This is a genomic window from Corynebacterium phocae, from assembly GCF_008693075.1.
Classification (GTDB): domain Bacteria; phylum Actinomycetota; class Actinomycetes; order Mycobacteriales; family Mycobacteriaceae; genus Corynebacterium; species Corynebacterium phocae.
This window is the reverse complement of the sequence record NZ_VXKJ01000046.1, coordinates 51,582-73,655: the sequence shown is the minus strand read 5'-3', so window position 1 is coordinate 73,655 and position 22,074 is coordinate 51,582. Positions and strand designations below refer to the sequence as shown.

Here is a 22,074-nt window from a genome sequence, read left to right as displayed (position 1 = left end):
CTATACCGCCTTCAAAGCTTCCTCGAGGTCCGCAATGATGTCGGAGATATCCTCAATACCCACTGACAGGCGGACGGTAGCTGGGGTGATGCCGGCCGCCTGGAGCGCCGCCTCATCCGATTGGGAGTGGGTGGTGGTGGCGGGGTGGACCACCAGGGAGCGGGTGTCACCCACATTGGCCAGGTTGGAGTGCAGCTTCAGCGAGTCGATGAACCGCCATGCCTCCTCCTGGCCGCCGTTGATATCAAAGGACAATACTGAGCCGGTGTGGGCGTAGCCCAGCTTGTCTTTGACCTCCTTGTACTGGGAGGACTCCAAGCCGGCGTAGTTGACCTTGGTGACCTTGTCATGGCCTTCCAGGAACTGCGCTACCTGCTTGGCGTTGGTGTTGTGGCGCTCCACGCGCAGGCTCAAGGTTTCCAGCCCGGCCAGGGTCAGCCAGGCGTTGAAGGGGGAGATGGCCGCGCCGGTGTCGCGCAGTAGGCCGGCCCGGGCCTTGATGGCAAAGGCGACTTCGCCCAAATCCGCGTACTTTAGGCCGTGGTAGGCCTCATCTGGGGTGGTGAAACCGGGGAATACGTCCTTGCCTTCGCGGGTGACAGTCCAGTCAAACGTGCCGCCGTCCACGATGATGCCGCCGATGGCGGAGCCGTTGCCCGAATAGAACTTCGTAGTTGAGGCCACCACGATGTCCGCGCCCTGCTCCAGCGGGCGGGCTACTGCTGCCGTGGCAATGGTGTTGTCCACAATCAAAGGAACCTGGTTGTCATGTGCCACCTTGGCAACTGCCGGGATGTCCAGGACGTCAGCTACTGGGTTGCCGAAGGTTTCCCCGTAGAAGGCCTTGGTGTTGGGCCTTACTGCGTCTTGCCAGGACTGGGGGTCATCTGGGTTGTCCACCAGCGTGAACTCAATGCCCAGGCGCTTTAAAGTAACCAGGAACAAAGTGGCGGTGCCGCCGTAGAGGTGCGGGCTAGCCACGATGTGGTCACCGGCACCGGCCAGGGTCAAGATGGCGGCGGTTTCCGCGGCCTGCCCGGAGGCAAAAGCCACGGCGGCCACGCCGCCTTCCAGTCCGGCAATCCGGCGCTCCAGGGCGTCCACGGTGGGGTTGGTCAAGCGGGTGTAGATGGGGCCGATGTCCGCGAGTGCGAAGCGGTCTGCCGCGTGCTTGGCGTCTTTAAACACGTAGGACGTGGTCTGGTAGATGGGCACGTTGCGGGCGTTGATGTCTCCGTCCAAATCTTGACCCACGTGCAGTGCGCGGGTAGCGAAGGACCAGTTGTCAGAATTGCTGTTGTCGTATTTTGTAGTCATGCTGCAAAGCTAGACTAAGCGGTACATTACCGGCTATTGCTTTCCGCAAAGCTGCTGGTAGGTCTATGAATATAAAACCGCACGTGGATTAGACTTCTTGGTTTTAAAAAATTTTTCCACCTTAATCCAATCCGGTCAGTGCGAGGGTTACGAATGAACACATGAGGGCGCACTAGCGCCCCGTTTCACCACACAACTGACCTCGATTTAAGGAATATCATGAAAAAGATTTTCGCTACCGCCGCCGTCCTCCTTCTTTCTGCCACCGGCCTTGCCGCCTGCAACGACACCGATGGGGACAAGATGGAGCCCACCGGCACCATGGCACCCGCAACCTCCACGGTGAAGACCACGGACAAGATGGACGAAGACAAGATGATGACCGAAGACAAGATGGCTCCTGCCACCGCCACCGAGACGGACCATATGGACAAGATGGACGACAAGATGGACAAGATGGGCGACAAGGCTGACGAGCATATGGACAAGATGGGCGATAAAGCCGACGAGCACATGGACAAGATGGACGACAAGATGGACAAGATGGGCGATAAGGCCGACGAGCACATGGACAAGATGGGCGACAAAATGGACGACAAGATGGACAAGATGGACGACAAGAAGATGGAGAAGTAGGCTCCTGGGGATTTCTTTTCCGCTGCCTGCGGGCGCGGCCGGGCTATTGGGTCTTGGCTAGGGCTCGCAGGCGCGGGGAAACTTCTTTCTAGGACTGCGGTCAGGCTATTTGCCTGGAATTTACGGATTGTTCCAAATTTAAAATGGCATGTTGAATTAGCAGCGCACAGTATAAAATCCGGCCATAGACCAAGGTAGGCATGTGATTTGCAAGGTTAATTCATGTTAAACTTATCTCAACTGCGCCCACTTTTAAGGTTGGGTGCACTTAGGTGCAAGTTGTGCCGGATGTGTTTAATTTCAAGCATGTTTAATTTTTGGAAAGAAGTTTCTATTATGAAGAAGTTCCTTGCTACTGCAGCAATTCTCACCCTGTCCGCTACCGGCCTAGCCGCTTGTAACGACACCGATGATGAGCTTGACGGCGACACCACCGTTGTTACTACCGACACCAATGATGATGATTTGGATGATGAGGTAGAAGAGCTCGAAGAAGAGCTAGAGGATGATGACCACAAGTAAAAATCCCCTGACCGCTACCGTGGGAGGCCACGGTGCGGGAGGTTTGATTTAAACCTGTGATTTAAACCTTGGGGTGAAAACCTAAAGTTTTCTTCTCAAGAGAGTACTCTGGGAAAGCGTGTCGAAACTTTCTCTTGAACAACATGATGAGCTGGATAAGCTCCTTCAGCTGGTTGGCCAGGAGGATAGGCGCGCTTTTTCTCGTCTCTACGACCTGTTGTCTCCACTAGCTTATGGGGTGATCCTCAATGTGGTGGGAAACCCCACGTTGGCCGAAGAAGTCCTCCAGGAGGTCTTTATTGAGGTCTGGGATAAAGCGCGAACCTTTAACTCCGGCCTTGGTAGGGCCCGAACCTGGGTGGGGCGTCTCGCTCACTCGCGTGCCGTGGACCGGGTGCGGTCGCATGCAGCTGCGGTGGAACGTGATGACAAGGACTGGGTACTTGGTACCCGGGACCGCGTGCTTGACGTGGAGTCGCTGGCTTTAGACCGGATTGAGTCGCGTGAACTTCGTGAAGCCGTTGACTCGATAGGTGAGCCCCATCGCACTGCTATACTTTTAACCTTTTTCGGTGGCCTCAGCCATTCGGAGCTGGCAGAATCAACATCAGTTCCCCTCGGCACCGCGAAGACGCGGGTGCGCGATGGGGTGAAGAAATTATCGGCCATCTGGACCGATTCGAAAGGAGGGACAGGGCGTGAGTAACAACCGTGACCTCGATCATGACGCTGTGCATGACATAGATGAAGAAACGTTCGCTGCCTTTTTAGACTCTGTCCCGGAGAAGGCACCTCCGCCGGGAGTCAAAGACCGCGTTATTCAAGGCGTGGTGGTGGAGCAAGCTGAGGCTGAGATAATCGAACTCAAATCCAGGCGTGACCGGTGGTTTGCTCCTGCCTCAGCTGCCGCTGCGGCCGTGGTGCTCATTGCCGGTGCGTACCTGATTCTTCCTCAGAACAATGGTTCAGATCAGCCAACCGAGTCAGTCATTGCGCTAGACGGAGAGCAACAGATGCACGAAATCATGGCAGCAGAGGACGCCGTGATGGCCACTACCAGTGCATCAGGTGCCTCCCTTGCCATTGTGGTTTCTTCCACTATGGGCAAGGCCGGTGCCATGGTTGATGGCCAGCCGGAGTTAAAAGACGGCATGGGTGCCCAGGTGTGGGTGGTAGATGATTCCGGAAATATGATTTCCGCCGGGGTTATAGGCCAGGACCCGCATGAGGATGTGTGGATGCCGTTCCCGGAACAGCCCACCAAGGTCATGGTCACAGAAGAGCCCATGTCCGGCAGTGATGAGCCCACCGGGCGCACGTTGGCGGAGGTAAAGCTCAGCGCTTAAAGGCTCAACGTTTAACGCCCCCGCGTATAGAGGCCCCGCGTCTAAAGGCCCAGTGCTTGAAGTGCGCGTTTGGAAGCCCGCGCTCAAAGGAAGATTAGAGACAGCTGACTACCACCTCCAGGGCTTTGACCAGCTCCTGGTCCGTGACGTGCCCAAAGCCCAGCACTAGTCCGTTTGCTGCCTCCCCTTGGTGCCCGCCCCAGTAGTGTGCCAGTGCGGTGACCCCCACGCCGCGGGCGCGGGCCTGGGGTATCACCTCATCTGCTGGCCGGTCGCATAAGACTACCGCGTGGAGTCCGCCGTGAATGGGTAGAAGCTGGGTGCCCGGCAGACTGGCAAAGGCCGCGTAGACCAAGTCCCGGCGGCGTTTATAGGCCCGGCGCATGCGCCCGGTATGCCGGCGCAGTGCCCCGCTGGCCAGGAAATTAGCCAACGCCTTTTGCGTTATGGCGCTGACCGGTTGACCAAAAAGCTCCCGGTCTTGCAGCACCGGCTCCACCAGCCGTGGGGGCAGGACCACGTAGCCGCAACCGATGGAAGGCGAAATCACTGAGGAGAAAGTTCCCAGTAGCACCGTGTTATCCGGTTCCAGTGCCGCCAGCGCAGGCAGGGGCGCGCCGGCGTAGCGCAGCTCCGAGTCAAAGTCATCTTCGATGAGCAGGCCAGTGGATTCCCGTGCCCAGGCGGCTAGGGCGGTGCGCCGGGGTGCTGGTAGTGAACCGCCAAAGGGGTACTGGTGGCTGGGAGTGACAATCAAGGCGTCCACGTCTGCAGGGACGGTCACACCGTGTTTGTCTGCCGGTACGTCTACTACCCGGTGTCCAAGTGCGCTCGGAATTCGCCGCAAGCTGGGATAACCAGGGGATTCCACACCAAAGCGGGAGCCTGGTGCAAAAGCCGCGCGGATTAGCGTGGTGAGGCCGTCGCGGGCACCGGCGGTGATGACAATCCTATCCGGGCTCACGGACAGCCCTCGCATGTGGCCCAGGTGGGCGGCGACCTCCTCGCGTAAGCGTTCGTGGCCCTGGGCAGGGGAAGGGCCTAATCCGGTGGCGGCTTCCCGCCAGGCGGCGCGCCACTCTGGGGTGACTATGCGCGCGGTGTCCGCTAGGCCGGGGGTGAGCTCTAGGGCGGGGCCGGGCGTGGGTGGGGGACTGGAAGCAGGTTCGGGGGACACGGTGGTGTGCAGCAGCTGCGCGCACACCCTGGTACCGGAGCCTATTGCTGCCTCCAGGTAGCCCTCCGCCAGTAGCTGGTCATAGGCGGTAACCACGCTTCCTCGGGAGATTCCCAGCTGAGCTGCCAGCGCACGGGTGCTAGGCAACTCTTGGCCGGGGCTCAAGATTTGGCGTTGAATTTGTTCGCGGATGCCGGCGCAAATCTGCACGGGGAGGGTGCGGGGGTCCGTTGGACTAAGAACCAGGTGCATGAAGCCACTATAAGTGGTCTAATTGGACACGCCTAAATTGGCTCTTGTTGTAGACCACTTAGCTAGGCGAAGATGAACGGCATGACTGAAAACAAAGCAACAACCCGCGTCAAGCGCGGACTGGCAGATATGTTAAAAAACGGCGTCATCATGGACGTTGTCACCCCGGAGCAGGCAAAGATTGCTGAGGACGCGGGGGCATCGGCAGTAATGGCCCTAGAGCGCGTGCCTGCGGACATTCGCTCCCAGGGCGGTGTGGCGCGCATGAGCGACCCGGATCTCATTGACGGAATTGTCAACGCCGTATCCATCCCCGTGATGGCTAAGTCCCGTATTGGACACTTCGTGGAAGCCCAGATTTTGGCGGAGCTGGGTGTGGACTTCATTGATGAATCAGAGGTGCTCTCCCCGGCGGATTACACCCACCACATCAACAAGTGGGACTTTGACGTGCCCTTCGTGTGCGGTGCCACCAACCTGGGTGAGGCCCTGCGGCGAATCACCGAGGGCGCGGCCATGATTCGCTCCAAGGGTGAAGCCGGTACCGGTGATGTCTCCGAGGCCGTGCGTCACCTGCGCACCATCAAGGGCGAAATCGCGCGCCTGCAGAAACTTGACCGGGATGAGCTCTACGTGGCTGCCAAGGAACTTCAGGCACCGTACGACCTGGTAGCGGAGGTTGCAGAAACCGGCAAGCTGCCCGTCGTGCTGTTTGTGGCCGGCGGCGTGGCCACTCCTGCCGACGCCGCCCTGGTGCGCCAGATGGGCGCGGAGGGCGTATTTGTGGGCTCCGGAATCTTCAAGTCCGGCAACCCGGTTGCCCGCGCGGAGGCCATTGTCAAGGCCGCCGCACTTTACGACCAGCCGGCGGAACTAGCCAAGCTCTCCCGTGGTTTGGGCGAGGCCATGGTGGGTATCAACGTCGCGGACGTTCCCGCACCACACCGCCTAGCGGAGCGTGGCTGGTAAATGATTGGCGTCCTAGCCCTGCAAGGCGGGGTGGAAGAACATGTTTCCATGCTGCACAGCCTGGGCGCTGCCACCCGCCGGGTGCGCCTGCCCGGTGACCTGGAAGGGCTAGACGGGCTGGTCCTGCCGGGCGGGGAGTCCTCCGTTATAGACCGCCTGGCGCGCGCCTTCGGACTGGACGGCCCGCTCCGTGAGGCCATTGCCGGCGGTCTGCCGGTTCTGGCTACCTGCGCGGGTCTTATCTACTTAGCCCGCGACGTGGACAACCCCGCGCCGGGGCAGCAGACCCTGGGCGTGTTGGATATCGGTGTGCGCCGCAATGCCTTTGGCAACCAGCGCGAGTCCGCCGAGGCCCTGGTGGCCGTGGACGGCGCGGAGATAGAGTGCTCCTTTATCCGCGCGCCGGTGGTCACCCGCGTGGGCCCCGGCGTGGACGTTATCGCCCGCTTGGGTGAGCATGTGGTGGGCGTACGCCAGGGTGCCATCACCGCGCTGAGCTTCCACCCGGAAGAAAACGGTGACTCCCGCGTCCACGCCGCCTGGGTGGCGGCGTTTGCCTAACCGCACACGCGCCCGGCAAGAGGTGCCCAACCCAGAAGAACGTGGCATTTCAGGCTAGATTAGTAAGGGTTGAACTACGTCCCTTTGAAGGAGACCCCATGAGTACCGCAACACAGACCGCTGAAGTTGATCAAGTCCGCCAAGACATCCGCCTACTGGGAAGGATCTTGGGTGAGGTTATTGCCAAGCAAGAAGGCCAGGAGATTTTCGAGCTGGTTGAAACGGCCCGTACCACTGCCTTTGCCATCGCGCGGCGGGAAAAGGACGCGGAGGCCCTCCTGGATCTATTCCGCGAGCGCCCAGTGGCAGAAACCAATCTGGTTGCGCGTTCTTTCACCTTCTTCGCTTTGCTGGCCAACTTGGCAGAAGACCTGGATGATGAAAAACACGGGGACTTTGTCACGCTAGACAGCACCTTTGACAAGCTCAAAGACAAAGGGGTCTCCGCCCAGCAAGCCAATGAGGTCATTAGCGGCGCGCTGGTGTCCCCAGTGCTGACCGCGCACCCTACTGAAACCCGCCGCCGCAGTATCTTTGACGCCCAGAAGCACATCAAGGAGCTCATCAAGGCCACTCGCCGGGAGGGCGTTACCCCGGAGATTGAGCGCCAGCTAACCCTGCGCATCACGCTGTTGTGGCAGACCGGGCTGATCCGGGTGTCCCGCCCCAGCCTGGAAGATGAGATCAAGGTTGGTCTGCGTTATTACCAGCTTTCCCTGCTGGAGGAAATCCCGGCGCTGAACCTGACCGTGCGCAGGAAGTACCGGGAGACGTTCGACCAAGAAGTAGACAGCGCCGCCATGGTGCGCCCCGGTTCTTGGATTGGTGGGGACCATGACGGCAACCCTTACGTGGACGGGGAGAAGGTGGCCCATGCCACCACACAGGCCGCGCTTGTGGCCCTGAGCTACTACGAGCGTGAGCTGCACGAGCTAGAGCGCGAACTTTCCTTGACGCAGCGCCACTCGGAGCCCACCGCGGAGCTCGTAGCGCTTGCCGACGCCTCCAATAACACCAACGCCCTGCGCCTTGATGAGCCTTACCGCCGCGCTATTTTTGGAATCCGTGCCCGTATCCAGGCCACCTTGGACCGGGCCAAAGGCAAGGTTAAGAAGAAAATCAAGGCTGCCCCTTATAACCAACCGGAGGAGCTGCTGGCTGACCTGGCAGTCATTGATCACTCCCTGCGCGCGGCCAAAGATGACATCATCGCTGATGACCGCCTGCTGAAGATCCGGGCTGCGGTAAAAACTTTTGGCTTCCATCTTCATTCCCTGGATTTGCGCCAGAACTCTGAGTCCTTTGAAAACGTGCTCACCGAAATCTTTGCTCTCAACGGATACACGGATGACTACCGGGGCTTAGGCGAAGAAGAAAAGATTGCCCTTTTGCAGGAGGAGCTGGAAACTAAGCGCCCTTTGCTCTTTCCCCGTGGGTCTAAATGGCGCGAACAACTGAGCGCGGACACGGAGAAAGAACTGGGTATCTTCGAGGCAGCCGCTAAAGCCGTGTCACAGTTTGGCCGTGCCGCCGTACCGCATTGCATTATCTCCATGACCGGCAGCGTGTCTGACATCCTGGAGCCAATGGTCTTGCTCAAGGAGTATGGCATGGATGAGGTGGATCTGGTTCCGCTCTTTGAAACCATCGATGACTTAGAAGCCGGCGCCAGCATCCTGGACAAGCTGTGGAACGTGCCCGTTTACCGCGAGCACTTGACCCGCCGGGGCAACAAGCAGGAGGTCATGCTGGGATACTCCGACTCCAACAAGGACGGTGGCTACCTGCAGGCTAACTGGGCGCTCTACGACGCGGAGCTAGACCTGGTTGAGGTCTGCCGCGCCCACGGCGTGGAGCTGCGCCTGTTCCACGGCCGCGGCGGTGCCGTGGGCCGTGGCGGCGGACCTACTTATGATGCCCTCCTGGCCCAGCCAGCCGGTGCCGTCTCCGGCTCCGTACGCATCACCGAGCAAGGCGAGGTCATCTCCGCGCAATACGGCTCCCCGGAGACCGCACGCCATCACCTGCAGTCCTTCGTAGCCGGCGTCTTGGAGGCCTCCCTGCTGGACACCGAGCCAATGAAGGACACTGAGCGCGCCTACGCCGTCATGCGTGAGCTTTCCGCGCTGTCAGCCGAGCGCTACCAGGAGTTGGTGGGCGACCCCGGCTTCATTGACTACTTCACCCAGTCCACGCCACTGGCCGAAATCGGTGAGCTCAACATTGGCTCCCGCCCGGCCGCCCGCAAGCAGACCAAGGCCATTTCTGACCTGCGCGCCATCCCGTGGGTGTTGTCCTGGTCCCAACAGCGCACCAACGTGCCGGGCTGGTTTGGCGTGGGCTCCGCGTTGTCCAAGTGGGCCGGTGAGGACGAGTCCCGCTGGGATGAGCTGCGTGCCTTGTATTCCGAGTGGCCATTTTTCCGCACGGTGCTATCCAACATGGCGCAGGTCATGTCCAAAGCGGAGATTTCCCTAGCCCGGCTCTACGCCGACTTAGTGGATGACCAAGAGGTAGCCGGCCGTATCTACGAGCTCATCCGGGAGGAATTCCAGTTGACCCGCAACGCCTACCTGCGGATCACCGGTTTTGAGGGCCTGGCGGGTGACAACCAGCGTCAGGCGCGCTCGCTCAAGCGCCGCTACCCCTACCTCCTGCCGCTCAACGTCATCCAGGCGGAGATGCTGCGCCGCTACCGCGAAGGGGATGACTCCTTCGTGGTAGCCAACACCATCCGCGTGACTATGAACGGCCTGGCAACGGCGCTGCGCAACGCCGGCTAGGCCGGCCAAGGCTGACGCCATTATCGCGTTCACGGAAGGGTAAGACTCATGCATATGACATATGACGGGGAAGCTGACGCCGCGTATATTACGCTCGCCGAAGAGAGTGCACCTTCAGAATCAGCACAGCAGGTAGCGTTCATTGACACGCCTAATGGGCAGACCCAACTGATTCTGGATGTGGATAGCGAAGGGTATCTCATTGGCATTGAGATACTTGCAGCTTCAGCTGGTCTACGCGGTGATGTCTTGGACAAAGCACAGCGTTTGTGAGCCCCTTCCTTTTTGTGTTTTGCTGTGGATGGCGCCTGCTGCCATCGCTGCAAAGCAATCTCGAAAACCGCTCCAACACCACACCGTGGGCTTATTTTCACCTTCCATGATGGGGCAAAATTCAGCTTCCGCTGACACCTGCGTCCGTGCGAGCACTCGCACGCGTGCCGAGGGAGTATGAGGGCGCGCCCATCAACCGCCGGGGTGTGGGGGCGAAGCTCTACCGGTACATGCACGCGCCGTGAATCGGTAGCGAGGGACACCCGCCGCACCAACCTGAAGTACCCTAGGTTTTGTTTTTGTCTGAGTAGATGGGACAACCTGGAATATGCCAAATAAATTTGATCGCCCGTTTAAGGATCGGGCAGTTTGTCTGATTGAGGGCCGGTGTTGTGCGCTTGTAATTTCCAGATTGATTTCCGCGGAAGACTTGTGTGTGTGTGTGTGTGACGCTATCCTGGGAGAAAGCTATTTTGGCAACAAACACATTGCTTAAATGTTAATTTTAAATGGCTTGGTAAGGGAAAACTGGACACGATACAGAATGGGCAGTGTGTGAAGACACGGCGCATTCCTTTAAAGATAAAAGGGCTGATTTATGAACGCTTCCGTCAAACGCGGTCTAATTATTTCAATCATCGCCGGGTTACTCGGTGGTGGGGCTAATTACCTCATGGAAGGTGACGTAGCCAAAGCTCTAGTTGTAGTGGGCATCGGCTTTGTATTGGGCTTGATAATTATGTTCCTCTTTAGCTTGGGTGGCGGACGCCGGGACTAACCCTGGAGTTTTATTTCCGGCCACGAATGGAACGATTAAGTAGACGGCTATTCCGGCATGACCCAATGGCCGGTCAAGGTTTCGGCGGCTAGGTAATTGAGAGAGAATCTTATGGATGTAGTAACAGCCCACGGGTTGGGTAAGCAGTACGCGGATACAACGGTTCTTGATGACATCACCTTCACTATCTCCAGTGGTGATATCTTGGGAGTCCTGGGCCCGAATGGTGCCGGGAAATCCACGCTTATCAGGCTGATTAGCGGATTAGAGGAGCCTACGCGAGGTGACATTAGGATTCTAGGTAAACGGCCAACAGCTCGCGTAAGTAAACAAGCTCTGGGGTTAGTGCCCCAAGAAACAAAGCTGCCGGATTCTTTGAGCGCCCTTGAAATGGCGCAGTTTGTTTCCTCGCAGTTTCCCGGCAGTCCCACAGATACTGACTTTTGCTTGAAGCACCTGGAAAGTTGGGATATCGGGCAATTCGCAAAAAAGCAGTTGCGAAGCCTCTCCGGGGGCCAAAAGCACCGCGTCAGTGTGGCCCTGGCTTACCTTGGAGATCCGAAACTGGTTCTCCTGGATGAGCCAACCACTGGATTAGACACCGAAGCCCGCCGACTAATGTGGGATGAAATTCAACGGCAGTCCCAGCGTGGTGTCGCTACCTTGCTAACTTCACACTATTTAGATGAGGTGGATTTGCTTGCTGACCATATTCTCCTACTAGACAAGGGTCGAAGTAAAGGCTACATGACTAAAGCTGAGTTTCTGCGAGTGTCGCAGGCAACCGTTGTTGAATGCACAGTGGATAACCCCGAAGTAGTGCAAAGCCTGCCTAGCGTTAGCAATTGCGAGCTTTCTCATGGCGCAGAGGCCCCTTCCGTGGCTACAGGGGACGGCAACGGCAAGCACCTGAAGTTTACCGTGAGCAACATCAATGCTTTTGTTAAAGAGCTGGTTGCCAGCGGAGTTAATTTCACAGAGTTCCGAGCTAACCCTATGTCGTTGGAAGAGGCTATGGAGACACGATTGCGTGAACAGGTACCCACCAATTTTGAGGAGCTGCGATAATGACTGATGCGTTAAGGGTTCTTTCTGGTCATCTCAAGATTGTGGTTTTGGAAACATTCCGGGATTTAATGGCTCTGGCTGGAAATGTTGTCATTCCGCTGCTGTGTTTCGTGTTCTTTGTTCTTCCGAACTCACAAGTTACAGAGGATGCCCATCTTGCTGCTGAATCGACGCTGCAGCTGGTCGTGATGATTTCCATGTCAACCTGTTTGTTTGGGTTTAGTACTTCCATTGCCCAAGATAGGCAGACTGGGTTTGCTAACTATCTACGGACTTTGCCTTACGGCCTCTTCCCCCGCTATATCGCCCATATCGTCACAGTTAGCCTCATGATGGTGGTGGGTATCGCTCTGCTTTTGGGCTGTGCTCTGGTTACTACCGAATTCGAACTGACACGGCATTTGGTGGCTGCGACCGGCGGCCTGGTGGCATCGACAGTGATGTTCGGTTTGCTCGGCAGCCTCATGGGGAGGATCTTAACTACGAAATCCGTTGTTACTGTTGCCCAGTTACTCTTCTTAACATTGGCCTTTGCGGGCGGAATCTTGGTTTCACCTTCCCACATGCCGGAGCGGTTGAATGATTTAAGCCTGTTGCTACCTTCACGGGCAGCGCGAGATCTCATTGTTGATCTTGGGCTAGGAAATGACCTAGCTACGGCGACCTTAATCGGGTTTGGGGCGTGGACCGCAGCCTTTGCTGTAGCAAACCTCGTGGCGGGAAGACGCTAGCCCGTTATTTGGGGACGCTACCGGCAGCGGCCGCAGAGGCTGGTGGCGGTACTTTGCCATCCACTCGCGGAAACGACCTCTTTGGAGCGGGTTTTGAAAGCGCCCCTGAACTTTCGCCCGCCGGCGCTGCGCAGCGCCGGCGGGTTTGTGAATAGTTAGGCGGTGGCGCCGTCCAGGCCGCGGCGTTTGAGCAGCGGGGCCACGTCTTTGTCGCGGCCGCGGAACTCGCGGTAGGCCTCGCCGAAGTCGCGGGAGGCACCGCGCGACAAGATGAGGTCGCGGAAGCGTTGGCCCACCGCGCGGAGATCCCCGGTGAAGGCACCGAAGCCGTCCGCATCCAAGACCTCAGACCACAGGTAGGAGTAGTAGCCGGCCGAGTAGCCGCCGGCGAAGATGTGGTTGAAGAACGTGGACTTGTAGCGGGGCGCGATGTGCTCGTTATCTAGGCCAGCGGCGTCCAAGGCGGCGCGCTCGAAGGCCTCGATGTCCGTGACCGCAGCGGCCTCCTCCGGGCTTAGCGAGTGCCAGGCCAGATCGATGATGCAGGCCGCCAGATACTCGTACGTTGCGAAGCCTTGGCCGAAGGTAGCGGCGTCATCGAGCGCCGTGAGAAGTTTGGCGGGGATGGGCTCACCGGTTTCTACGTGGTGGGCGTAGCCAGTGACCAGGCTTGAGTGCAGCGCCCAGTTCTCGTTGATCTGGGAAGGGAACTCCACCCAGTCGCGCGGCACGCTGGTGCCGGAGAAGGTGGGGTAGCGCACATCAGAGAGCAGTCCGTGCAGTGCGTGGCCGAACTCGTGGAACACGGTGTGCAGATCCGTTTGGCTAAGTAGCGGTTGGGAGCCGTCCTTGGGCTTGTTGATCCCCATGACGTTGACTACCACCGGTTTGGTGCCAAGTAAGTGGGACTGGTCCATAAAGCTCGACATCCAGGCACCGCCGCGCTTGGAGGGCCGGCCAAAGTAGTCGGTGAGGAACAGACCAATGCCCGTGCCGTCTTCTTCCTTGACCTCCCAGACGTCCACGCCCTCGGCGTAGCCCTGCAGGTCGGGGCGGGGTTCCACGGTGATGCCGTAGAGGCGGTTGGCTGCGGCAAACACGCCTTCTTTGAGCACCTTATCCAGTGGAAAGTATTTGGCTACCTCGGTATCATCCAGGGCGAAGTCGCGCTCGCGGACCTTGGACTCCCAGTAGGGCCAGTCAGCTGCGCCAAAGCCCTGTCCGTTGAGCTCGGCTTCTTCGGCAAGTAGCTTTTGCTCCCCGGCGGCGTTGGCCGCTGCGGCCGGGGCTAGGTTGGTGAGCATGTCCCGGGCGGCACTGGCGGAGCCGGCGGTTTCCTCAGCGATGACAAAGTCCGCGTGGTGGGCAAAGCCCAGCAGCTGGGCGCGCTCCGCGCGGAGTGCGACAGACTCCAGCAGCACCTCCGGGTTCTCCTTTTGCCCACGCTTGAGCGATGCCTCGTAGACCTTGGCGCGGTCCGCCGCACTTTCTAGGCGGGCTTGCTCCGGCTGGACGGCGGGCAGGCCCAGCTCTACGGTTTCACCGTCTAGCTCTACCGCGAGCTCGCGGGTAGACGCCAGCAGGTTGCGGCCAAACTCGTCCTGCAGGGCGGCTAGGCGCTGGTTAATCTCCGACAGCCGCTGTTTGCCGGCCGCGTCTAGCTCCGCACCGGCGCGCTTGAAGGTCCGCAGGAGGTGATCGTGCAAACGCTGGGATTCCTCATCCTCCGGCGGGGTGGCCTCCTTAATCCGTGCGTAGAGAACCGGATCCTGATGGATACCGTCATTGTGGGCTGAGAGCGCGGGCCATAACTTAGCGCCGATTTCCTCAAGCTCCTCCGTGGTGTCTGTGCCGGAGATGTTGGCAAAATACGCGATGACGCGGTACAAATCACGGCCGGCGCACTCCAAGGCCTCCACGGTGTTTTCCCACGTGGGGTCCTCCGGGTTGCCAGTGATAACGGCAATCTCCGCGTTGTGGCGGGAAAGCGCCTCATCGAAGGCCGGCAACACATGAGCAGTCTTGATAGCTGCGAAATCGGGCAGCTGGTAGGGCAGTTCGGATGGGGTCAAAAGGGGATTGGTCATGGAATGAAATGCTAGCGCATCTAGCCCCAGTGTTGGCGGCGTTTGGCTAACACTCGTTTGAGATCCCGCTGGCGGCGGGGGTCGTAGCCCGTGGCCGCGATAATCCGCTCGGCCGCGCCATCCGTGGCCTTGAGGCAGCGCGCCATGATGGTGCCGCCAACCTTTTCCGGCAGTCCGATTTCGCGTGTGAACTCCAGGAACCGCTTGCCGCTCAAATTGGTGGTCGCCCCGCCAACGCTTAGCGCCAGATCGTTATCCCCGTAGGCCAGGGTAGAAGGGATGTCATAGAGTGGCGCCACGTCCACCTTTCCGTCTGTGGAAAGAACGGAGATGTTCTTGGCGTGCATATCCCCGTTGCCGGTCAGCCACGCGAGCGCGGTCATATACGCGATCTTCGCCAGTGCCGGCCGCGGCGCTGTGCACACGCCGGCCACCGCATGCGCCACTTCCTCCATGGTGGGCTGATACTTCAGTGCCGGCGGGATGTTCAGCAGCTGCGCGGCGTCCTCCGCATGTAGGCGGTCGTCTCCACTCCTGTCGAAGCGGGTGACCAGCAGCCCTGAGCGACCGTGTTTGTCGTGAATGACCTTTGCTTCGGCTTGCGGGAGCGCCTTCCCCAGTCCTGCTGCGATCTGGAAGCAGGCGGCTTCATTTTCCACCAGGGCGGGTTGGTTGGGTGGGGAGACTTTGAGAATGTAGCTCTGGGCCCCGCGTGTGGAGAGCATGTACGCGGAGGCCTTGTCTTGGACACCCGGAAGCGCGGCGGGGTCAACTATTCCCGCAGCGGTGGGCACCTGGGAGAAGTCCAGCTCCGGGCCCAGCTTCAGCTGCGCCACGGTGGCGTCGGGGAGTTGGTCCTGAGTGAGTTGGCCGGTGGGTAGAACCGAGATGTTGCCCACCGTGTTGCCACCGACTTCAAGGAGCAGGGGCAGCTCGTTGTCCAGCGAGGCCTTCGCCTGGCGCTGAAGCGCCGCCAGGCGTCCGCCCTCGGGCAGGAGGTTGGTGAAAAATGCCGGGAGGGCGCCGCCAGGGGTGCGCACAGGGGCGTCCGTCACGGGCAGGCTGAAGGCCACTTGCGGGCCGTGAGATGTCAGCGCTGCGGGCGTGTAGGCGAAGGTGGTTGTGCCGTCCGGGTGGAGCTTGAGCGTGGCGGCTTTGGACGCGCCCACAAAGACGTCCGCAGAAAGCGCGGGCATCAGAAGCCCCCGGTGTTGGGGAGGGCGGGCACCAGATCGTATCCCAGCACGCTCAAGACCATCACGGCCTTGTCCAGGTGGACGGTGGGCCTGCCAGTTTTGAACTCGCGGACAAAGCGGTCAGAGACCTCCGCCAGATCTGCCAGGTCCTGTTGGGGCAGCCCCAGCTGTTTACGCTGTTGCTTGGCAAAATGCCCTATCTCATTTGTTTCCATCCCGTGCCCCTTCCTTCGGAGTGTTCGCTACGATAAGCCGGATTATGCCCGGGTTTGGGGCCAGAAACAAGGGGATTCGGCGCGAACGCACCGAAAATGCGGAAAGCCGCCGCCTCCCGGGTGGGGAGGCAGCGGCTGGTGCGGACAGCGAAGGGTTACTTCTTCAGACCGTCAATGATGTCGTTGAACTTAGCCACCGGGCGCATAACGTTGGTGAGCTTGTCCTCATCAGGGGCGTAGTAACCGCCCAAGTCAGCGCCTTCGCCCTGAACCTCAAGCAGCGCCTTCGCGATGTCATCGGAGTTAGCCTCAAGCTCTTCCGCAACTGGCTTGAAGGTCTCAGCCAGCTCCGCGTCCTCGGTCTGGTTGGCCAACTCGCGGGCCCAGAACTGGGTGAGGAAGAAGTGGGAGCCGCGGTTATCAATTTCGCCGACCTTGCGGGATGGGGACTTCTCCTCACCCAGCAGTTTCTCCGTTGCCTTGTCCAGGGTGGAGGCCAGCACGCCAGCCTTTTCGTTGCCGTTGTTGTTCAGCTCGTGGCGGAAGGACTCAGCCAGGGCCAGGAACTCACCCAAGGAGTCCCAGCGCAGGTGGTTTTCTTCCTCAACCTGCTGGACGTGCTTGGGAGCGGAGCCGCCGGCACCGGTCTCAAACAGGCCGCCGCCGGCCATCAGTGGAACCACGGACAGCATCTTGGCGGAGGTACCCAGTTCCAGAATGGGGAACAGGTCCGTGTTGTAGTCACGCAGAACGTTACCGGTCACGGAGATGGTGTCCTCACCACGGCGGATACGCTCGATGGAGGTCTTGGTGGCCTCAACCGGGGAAGCGATGGAGATATCCAGGCCCTCGGTGTCGTGGTCCTTCAGGTACTTCTCCACCAGCTCGGTGAGCTTGCGGTCATGGTCGCGCTCAGGGTCTAGCCAGAAGATGGTCTTCATGCCGGACAGGCGGGCGCGGTTAACGGCCAGCTTGACCCAGTCCTGAATTGGGGCGTCCTTGGTCTGGCAAGCGCGCCAGACATCGCCTTCTTCTACCTCGTGGGAGATGAGGACATCGCCAGCTGAATTGCGGACTTCCATGGTGCCCGCGAACGGCATCTTGAAAGTCTTGTTGTGGGAGCCGTACTCCTCAGCCTTCTGCGCCATGAGGCCAACGTTGGGAACGGTACCCATGGTGGTGGGGTCGAATGCGCCGTTTTCCTTGCAGTCTTCAATAACGGCCTGGTACACGCCGGCGTAGGAGGAATCCGGGATGACGGCCAGGGTGTCTTGCTCCTGGTCATCCTTGTTCCACATGTGCCCGGAGGTGCGGATCATGGCCGGCATGGAGGCGTCAATGATGACGTCCGAAGGAACGTGCAGGTTGGTAATTCCCTTGTGGGAGTTGACCATGGCCAGGTCCGGGCCATCTTCCAAGCCGGCTTCGAAAGCGGCCTTGATTTCAGCGCCGTTGTCCAGCTGGTCCAGGCCGGCCAGGATGTGGCCCAGGCCGTTCTCACCGTTGAGGCCGGCGTTCATGAGCTCCTCGCCGTACTTGTCGTAGACATCGGCAAAGTAGGCGCGGACCACGTGGCCGAACAGGATGGGGTCAGAGACCTTCATCATGGTGGCCTTCAGGTGAGCGGAGAACAAGATGCCCTCCTCCTTGGCGCGGGCAACCTGCTCCTTGAGGAACTCATCCAGAGCCTTGGCGGAAATGAAGGTGCCGTCAATGACCTCACCTTCTAGGACCTTGAGGGACTCCAGGAGGACCTCTTCTTTATCCCCGGACTTGAGGACAAACTTCAGCTCATCAGCAGCCGGCATGATGACGGACTTCTCATTATGGCGGAAGTCATCAGCCTGCATGGTAGCCACGTTGGTCTTAGAGTCAGCGGACCAAGCGCCCATGCGGTGTGGGTATTTGCGCACGAAGTTCTTTACGGCCTGGGGCGCGCGGCGGTCGGAGTTGCCCTCACGCAGCACGGGGTTGACAGCGGAGCCCTTGACCACGTCATAGGCTTTGGCGATTTCCTTTTCCTCAGCGGTGGAGGGGTTATCCGGGTAATCCGGGATGTCGTAGCCCTGGGCCTGCAGCTCAGCGATGGCCTTCTTCAGCTGCACCAGGGAAGCGGAGATGTTGGGGAGCTTGATGATGTTGGCTTCTGGAGTCTTGGCCAGCTCACCCAGGGTGCCCAGTGCGTCCTCGACTTTCTTGTCACCCAAGCGGTCCGGGAACTGCGCCAGGATACGGCCGGCCAGGGAGATGTCCTGGGTTTCAACGTCAATGCCGGCGGTGGAGGCGAAGGCCTCTACCACTGGCTTGAAGGAATAGGTTGCCAGCAACGGGGCCTCATCGGTGCGGGTCCAGGTAATCTTTGCCATGTCTCTCCTTGAAAAAGTGTGGGAAATTTCTACAACCAACCAGAATACCTGTTAACTGGCTTACTTGCCCCCAGAAACGTAAAACATGGCCTCTAGACCTTTGTGCAAAAAGATACTATTCTCTCGCGAGTGAGTACTACAACGCGCGTTCCCCGACAAACAGAAATCAGCGATCTGCGGATCAAGATCGTCATGGTAGCCATCGCGCTGGGCACCTTCGCCATTGGCACGACCGAGTTCGTCTCCATGGGCCTTCTTCCCCTGATAGCGCAGGATTTTGGGATCCAAGAAGATACCGCTTCCGTCGTTATTTCCGTCTACGCGCTGGGCGTGGTGGTGGGCGCACCGGCAATCGCGGCGCTGACCGGGCGGGTGCCCCGGCGACGGCTCATCCTGGTGCTAGAGTTCTGCCTCTTAATAGGCAACTTGCTTACCGCGCTGGCCCCGAACTTCGGGGTGCTACTGGCCGCCCGGTTTATAGCGGGCCTGCCGCACGGCGCGTATTTCTCAGTCGCGAATCTGGCTGCAGCCTCGATGGCAAAGCCAGGCACCCGCGGCAAGGCCATGGCCATGATCGGTATGGGGCTGACCATCGCCACGATTATTGGTGTGCCGGCGGCCCAAGCGCTGGGGCAGGCACTCGGCTGGCACGCGGCCTATTACCTCGTCGTAGCCATCACGGCGGTGAACGTGGGCTTGCTGTACTTCCTCATGCCGCACATGACCCGCATGCAGGCCACCGACCTGCGCACCGAACTAGGCGTGTTCAAGAACCTGCAGGTGTGGCTCACCGTAGCTATTGGCACCGTGGGCTTTGGTGGCATGTTCGCGGTCTACACCTACATCACCTGGACCATGACCGAAGTCGCCGGGCTCGACGTGAAATGGACCTGGGCGGTGCTCATGATATACGGACTGGGCATGACACTCGGCAACGCTGCGGGCGGAGTGATGGCGGACCGGAACTTGGAGGTGGGTATCGTCAGCGCATTGATTGCCATGACCCTGTCTGCGGTGGCCTTTTACTTCGCGGCACCCATGGGCGTGATTCCCGGAACCGTGGCCTTCGGGCTGGTGGCGTTCTTCTGTTCCACGTTGATTCCTTCGCTGCAGCTGCGGCTGGTCAACGTGGCCGGTGACGCGCAGACGCTGGCTAATGCGCTCAACCAATCCGCGCTCAACATTGCCAACGCCACGGGCGCGGCACTAGCCGGGGCGGTCGTGGGCGCGGGCTTCGGGTACAACGCCACCGCACTGGCCGGCGCCGGCCTGGCCGCAGCCGGCTGCGTGGTCTGGGCTGTTACCCAACGCGTAAAGTAAGGTCCATGACTTTTACTATTGCATCCGTCAACGTCAATGGAATCCGCGCCGCCGCCAAGCAGCGCAATGAGGAAAACCTAGGCATCAATGACTGGCTGGCGCACACTGCCGCCGATGTCGTCTTAATGCAAGAGGTCCGCGCCGATCCGAAGCAGACCGAAAAGGCGCTGGAGCCCGCTCTCGCGGCCGGCTGGCACCTAGAGCAAGCTGAGTCCGTGGCCAAAGGCCGCGCCGGCGTGGCCATATTGTCCCGCACCCCATTGGTGGACGTTCAGGTAGGGTTCGGGGATTTCCAAGACGCGGGGCGCTACATTGCGGCCACCACCGCCGGCGTGCGGGTGGCGTCTTTGTACCTGCCCAGCGGTGATGCCGGCACGCCCAAGCTGGATGAGAAGTACCGCTTCTTGGACCAGTTCGCGGACGTACTGGAGGAGCTGGCCGCCCAGCATTCTGACGCCGTTGTGGGCGGGGACTGGAACATCTGCCACCGCGCGCAGGATCTTAAAAACAACAAGGCAAACGAAAAGAAGGCCGGTCACCTGCCCGAAGAACGGGCGTTTATGGACGCGGTATTCGGGTCCTTCCCCGATGATGAGCCCCAGGCCAAGAAGGGGCTAGGGGACTGGCTGGGCGTGGTGGACTACGCCGATAAGACCGACTGGACCGCCCGCACGCTGTGCCTGCCGGGCGGCGAGCACGCCTGGTACGACGTGGCGCGGCGCCTGGAGCCGGAAGCGGACGGGCCGTACACCTGGTGGACCTACCGCGGGCAGGCCTTCAACAACGACGCGGGGTGGAGGATTGACTACCAAGCGGCAACCAAGAGCATGCTCGACCGCGCGCGCCGGGCGTGGGTGGAAAAAGCCCCCACCGTGGAGAAGCGGTGGTCCGACCACTCGCCGCTGCTCGTTGAGTACGCTTAAAGTCGCTGGGAGTCGCGCGTGAACTGCTACGCGTCGCGTGGGCCCCGTCCGGTATCCGCTGGGAGTCGCGCGTGAGCTAAAGCTCAAGCCGGAAACTAGGCGGCGCGCCGGGCAGGGTGCTAAAATTATCCGGAGTTATTCGTTATATCCCGTATATCCCGTGTACAAAGACTTGGAGCAAAGACATGGCACGCGCAGCAATTGAATTCATCCTCGGCGCAGTGATTCTGGGCCTAGCCATCTGGTGGTGGACCATGGTTGGCCCATCCTTCGCCTTCCTGGGCCCCATTGTCTTGATGGGTGTGGGCGGTGCCCTCATGGTCGTGGGCTTCTCCGACGCCTTGGACCATTACTCCCCAACGTCGCGCAAATTGTAGAAGTCACCGGACCTCCGTCTTACCCGCCAGCCGCTCCAGGCTAGGCGGGTTTCGTTTTGCGCGGGGCAGGCCCGGGTCACTTCGGCCTTATGCGGGATGGGCCTATAAGATGGATATTTATGACTAATTTAGAACAATCCCAAGAAACGCAAGAAGCAGAAGTAACCCGCGTCCTGTCCGGAATCCAGCCCACGGCTGACTCTTATCACCTGGGCAATTACCTGGGGGCGCTGAAGCAGTGGATTGACCTGCAAAACGGCCATGACGCTTTCTACTTCATCCCGGACTTGCACGCCATTACCGTGGACCAGGACCCGGAGGAGCTGCGCGAGCGCACCGTCAAGGGCGTGGCCCAGCTCATTGCATTAGGTATTGACCCGGACAAGTCCACGCTATTTGTGCAATCCCACGTGCCGGCGCACGCGGAGCTCACCTGGGTTTTGCAGTGCCTGACCGGTTTTGGTGAGGCCTCCCGCATGACGCAGTTCAAAGACAAAGCCGCCAAGCAAGGCACGGACCGTGCCACGGTGGGGCTGTTTACCTACCCGGTACTGATGGCATCGGACATTTTGCTGTACTCGCCGCACTTTGTGCCGGTTGGGGAAGACCAGCGCCAGCACCTGGAGCTTACCCGCAACCTGGCGGAGCGCTTCAACAACCGTTTCGGGGAGACTTTCCGCGTGCCGGAGCCCATCATCCCGGAAGGCTCGGCCAAGATCTACGACCTGCAGGAGCCCACCTCCAAGATGTCTAAGTCCGGGGAAAACCCCAAAGGGCTTATCAACCTCCTAGATGAGCCCAAGACCTCCGCCAAGCGCGTGAAGTCGGCCGTGACAGATGACCTGGGGGCAGTTGCCTTTGACCGGGAAAAGCAGCCCGGCGTGTCCAACCTGTTGGTCATCCAATCTACGCTTACCGGTGAAAGCGTTGATTTCCTGGTGGAGAAGTACGCGGACAAAGGCTATGGTCACCTCAAGGTGGATACGGCAGAGGCGTTAGAAGCCTTTACCACTCCGCTGCGCGCCCGCTTTGATGAGCTCATGGCGGACCGCGGTGAGCTGGAGGCCATTTTGGCCCGCGGTGCGGCGCGCGCGAACTCCGTGGCACAGCCGTTGCTCGAAGACGTTTATAACAAGGTAGGCTTTCTGCCTGCACGCAAGATTAATAACTAATTAAA

Annotated in this window: 21 protein-coding genes; 15 read left to right on the top strand and 6 right to left on the bottom strand. The window is 59.7% G+C overall.

The window, feature by feature from the left end; translation table 11 throughout:
• The gene (locus F4V58_RS09455; RefSeq protein WP_075735425.1) at nt 1–1,317 is read right to left on the bottom strand and encodes an O-acetylhomoserine/O-acetylserine sulfhydrylase; all 1,317 of its coding nucleotides are present in this window, start codon (nt 1,315–1,317) and stop codon (nt 1–3) included.
• 219 nt (nt 1,318–1,536) lie between these two features.
• Here F4V58_RS09455 and F4V58_RS09450 point away from each other — a divergent pair, with 219 nt between their 5' ends.
• The 4 genes from F4V58_RS09450 (at nt 1,537) to F4V58_RS09435 (ending at nt 3,821) form a co-directional block, all read left to right on the top strand.
• The gene (locus F4V58_RS09450; RefSeq protein ID WP_075735423.1) at nt 1,537–1,953 is read left to right on the top strand and encodes a hypothetical protein; all 417 of its coding nucleotides are present in this window, start codon (nt 1,537–1,539) and stop codon (nt 1,951–1,953) included.
• A gap of 306 nt (nt 1,954–2,259) precedes the next feature.
• On the top strand, nt 2,260–2,475 hold the full coding sequence (locus F4V58_RS09445; RefSeq protein WP_150385783.1) for a hypothetical protein: 216 nt from the start codon (nt 2,260–2,262) through the stop codon (nt 2,473–2,475).
• Between the two features lie 118 nt (nt 2,476–2,593).
• Nucleotides 2,594–3,181, top strand: coding sequence for a sigma-70 family RNA polymerase sigma factor (locus tag F4V58_RS09440; protein ID WP_075735419.1), 588 nt, complete (start codon nt 2,594–2,596; stop codon nt 3,179–3,181).
• Nucleotides 3,174–3,821 carry an anti-sigma factor gene (locus tag F4V58_RS09435; RefSeq protein WP_245802983.1) on the top strand — a complete coding sequence of 216 codons (648 nt, stop codon included), beginning with the start codon at nt 3,174–3,176 and terminating at the stop codon, nt 3,819–3,821. The genes F4V58_RS09440 and F4V58_RS09435 overlap by 8 nt, the downstream gene beginning before the upstream one ends.
• Nucleotides 3,822–3,915: 94 nt before the next feature.
• On the opposite strand, the gene pdxR is transcribed toward F4V58_RS09435, so the two are convergent.
• A complete protein-coding gene (pdxR, locus tag F4V58_RS09430; protein ID WP_075735417.1) occupies nt 3,916–5,250 on the bottom strand; it encodes a MocR-like pyridoxine biosynthesis transcription factor PdxR in 1,335 nt (444 codons plus the stop codon).
• A 72-nt stretch (nt 5,251–5,322) separates the two neighbouring features.
• Here pdxR and pdxS point away from each other — a divergent pair, with 72 nt between their 5' ends.
• The 7 genes from pdxS to F4V58_RS09395 all read left to right on the top strand — a co-directional run bounded on the left by pdxS (nt 5,323) and on the right by F4V58_RS09395 (nt 12,413).
• Complete coding sequence (pdxS, locus tag F4V58_RS09425; protein ID WP_425429747.1) at nt 5,323–6,219, top strand: pyridoxal 5'-phosphate synthase lyase subunit PdxS; 897 nt, start codon at nt 5,323–5,325, stop codon at nt 6,217–6,219.
• Nucleotides 6,220–6,780: a pyridoxal 5'-phosphate synthase glutaminase subunit PdxT gene (gene pdxT / locus F4V58_RS09420; RefSeq protein WP_075735415.1), complete on the top strand. Its 561-nt coding sequence runs from the start codon at nt 6,220–6,222 to the stop codon at nt 6,778–6,780.
• A gap of 98 nt (nt 6,781–6,878) precedes the next feature.
• Nucleotides 6,879–9,563 (top strand): phosphoenolpyruvate carboxylase, encoded by a 2,685-nt coding sequence (gene ppc / locus F4V58_RS09415; RefSeq protein WP_075735413.1) that lies wholly within the window; start codon nt 6,879–6,881, stop codon nt 9,561–9,563.
• A gap of 48 nt (nt 9,564–9,611) precedes the next feature.
• On the top strand, nt 9,612–9,836 hold the full coding sequence (locus F4V58_RS09410; RefSeq protein ID WP_075735411.1) for a DUF2283 domain-containing protein: 225 nt from the start codon (nt 9,612–9,614) through the stop codon (nt 9,834–9,836).
• Between the two features lie 598 nt (nt 9,837–10,434).
• The gene (locus F4V58_RS09405; RefSeq protein WP_075735409.1) at nt 10,435–10,614 is read left to right on the top strand and encodes a hypothetical protein; all 180 of its coding nucleotides are present in this window, start codon (nt 10,435–10,437) and stop codon (nt 10,612–10,614) included.
• A gap of 111 nt (nt 10,615–10,725) precedes the next feature.
• The gene (locus tag F4V58_RS09400; RefSeq protein ID WP_075735407.1) at nt 10,726–11,682 is read left to right on the top strand and encodes an ABC transporter ATP-binding protein; all 957 of its coding nucleotides are present in this window, start codon (nt 10,726–10,728) and stop codon (nt 11,680–11,682) included.
• Nucleotides 11,682–12,413 (top strand): ABC transporter permease, encoded by a 732-nt coding sequence (locus F4V58_RS09395; RefSeq protein ID WP_075735405.1) that lies wholly within the window; start codon nt 11,682–11,684, stop codon nt 12,411–12,413. The genes F4V58_RS09400 and F4V58_RS09395 overlap by 1 nt, the downstream gene beginning before the upstream one ends.
• A gap of 155 nt (nt 12,414–12,568) precedes the next feature.
• Here the strand turns inward: F4V58_RS09395 and F4V58_RS09390 are convergent, their stop codons facing one another.
• From F4V58_RS09390 to F4V58_RS09375, 4 genes are all read right to left on the bottom strand, one after another.
• A complete protein-coding gene (locus F4V58_RS09390) occupies nt 12,569–14,500 on the bottom strand; it encodes a M3 family metallopeptidase (protein ID WP_075735403.1) in 1,932 nt (643 codons plus the stop codon).
• A gap of 20 nt (nt 14,501–14,520) precedes the next feature.
• On the bottom strand, nt 14,521–15,696 hold the full coding sequence (locus F4V58_RS09385) for a type II toxin-antitoxin system HipA family toxin (protein WP_084559757.1): 1,176 nt from the start codon (nt 15,694–15,696) through the stop codon (nt 14,521–14,523).
• On the bottom strand, nt 15,696–15,911 hold the full coding sequence (locus tag F4V58_RS09380) for a helix-turn-helix domain-containing protein (protein WP_075735399.1): 216 nt from the start codon (nt 15,909–15,911) through the stop codon (nt 15,696–15,698). Before F4V58_RS09380 ends, F4V58_RS09385 begins: the two co-directional genes overlap by 1 nt.
• Before the next feature lie 155 nt (nt 15,912–16,066).
• The gene (locus F4V58_RS09375) at nt 16,067–18,277 is read right to left on the bottom strand and encodes an NADP-dependent isocitrate dehydrogenase (protein WP_075735397.1); all 2,211 of its coding nucleotides are present in this window, start codon (nt 18,275–18,277) and stop codon (nt 16,067–16,069) included.
• Nucleotides 18,278–18,469: 192 nt separating this feature from the next.
• Here F4V58_RS09375 and F4V58_RS09370 point away from each other — a divergent pair, with 192 nt between their 5' ends.
• The 4 genes from F4V58_RS09370 (at nt 18,470) to trpS (ending at nt 22,069) form a co-directional block, all read left to right on the top strand.
• Nucleotides 18,470–19,597: an MFS transporter gene (locus F4V58_RS09370; protein ID WP_084559756.1), complete on the top strand. Its 1,128-nt coding sequence runs from the start codon at nt 18,470–18,472 to the stop codon at nt 19,595–19,597.
• Between the two features lie 5 nt (nt 19,598–19,602).
• Nucleotides 19,603–20,520, top strand: coding sequence for an exodeoxyribonuclease III (locus F4V58_RS09365; RefSeq protein WP_075735395.1), 918 nt, complete (start codon nt 19,603–19,605; stop codon nt 20,518–20,520).
• A gap of 185 nt (nt 20,521–20,705) precedes the next feature.
• Nucleotides 20,706–20,897, top strand: coding sequence for a hypothetical protein (locus F4V58_RS09360; RefSeq protein ID WP_075735393.1), 192 nt, complete (start codon nt 20,706–20,708; stop codon nt 20,895–20,897).
• A 119-nt stretch (nt 20,898–21,016) separates the two neighbouring features.
• Nucleotides 21,017–22,069 carry a tryptophan--tRNA ligase gene (gene trpS / locus F4V58_RS09355; RefSeq protein WP_075735391.1) on the top strand — a complete coding sequence of 351 codons (1,053 nt, stop codon included), beginning with the start codon at nt 21,017–21,019 and terminating at the stop codon, nt 22,067–22,069.
• Nucleotides 22,070–22,074 lie beyond the last annotated feature (5 nt).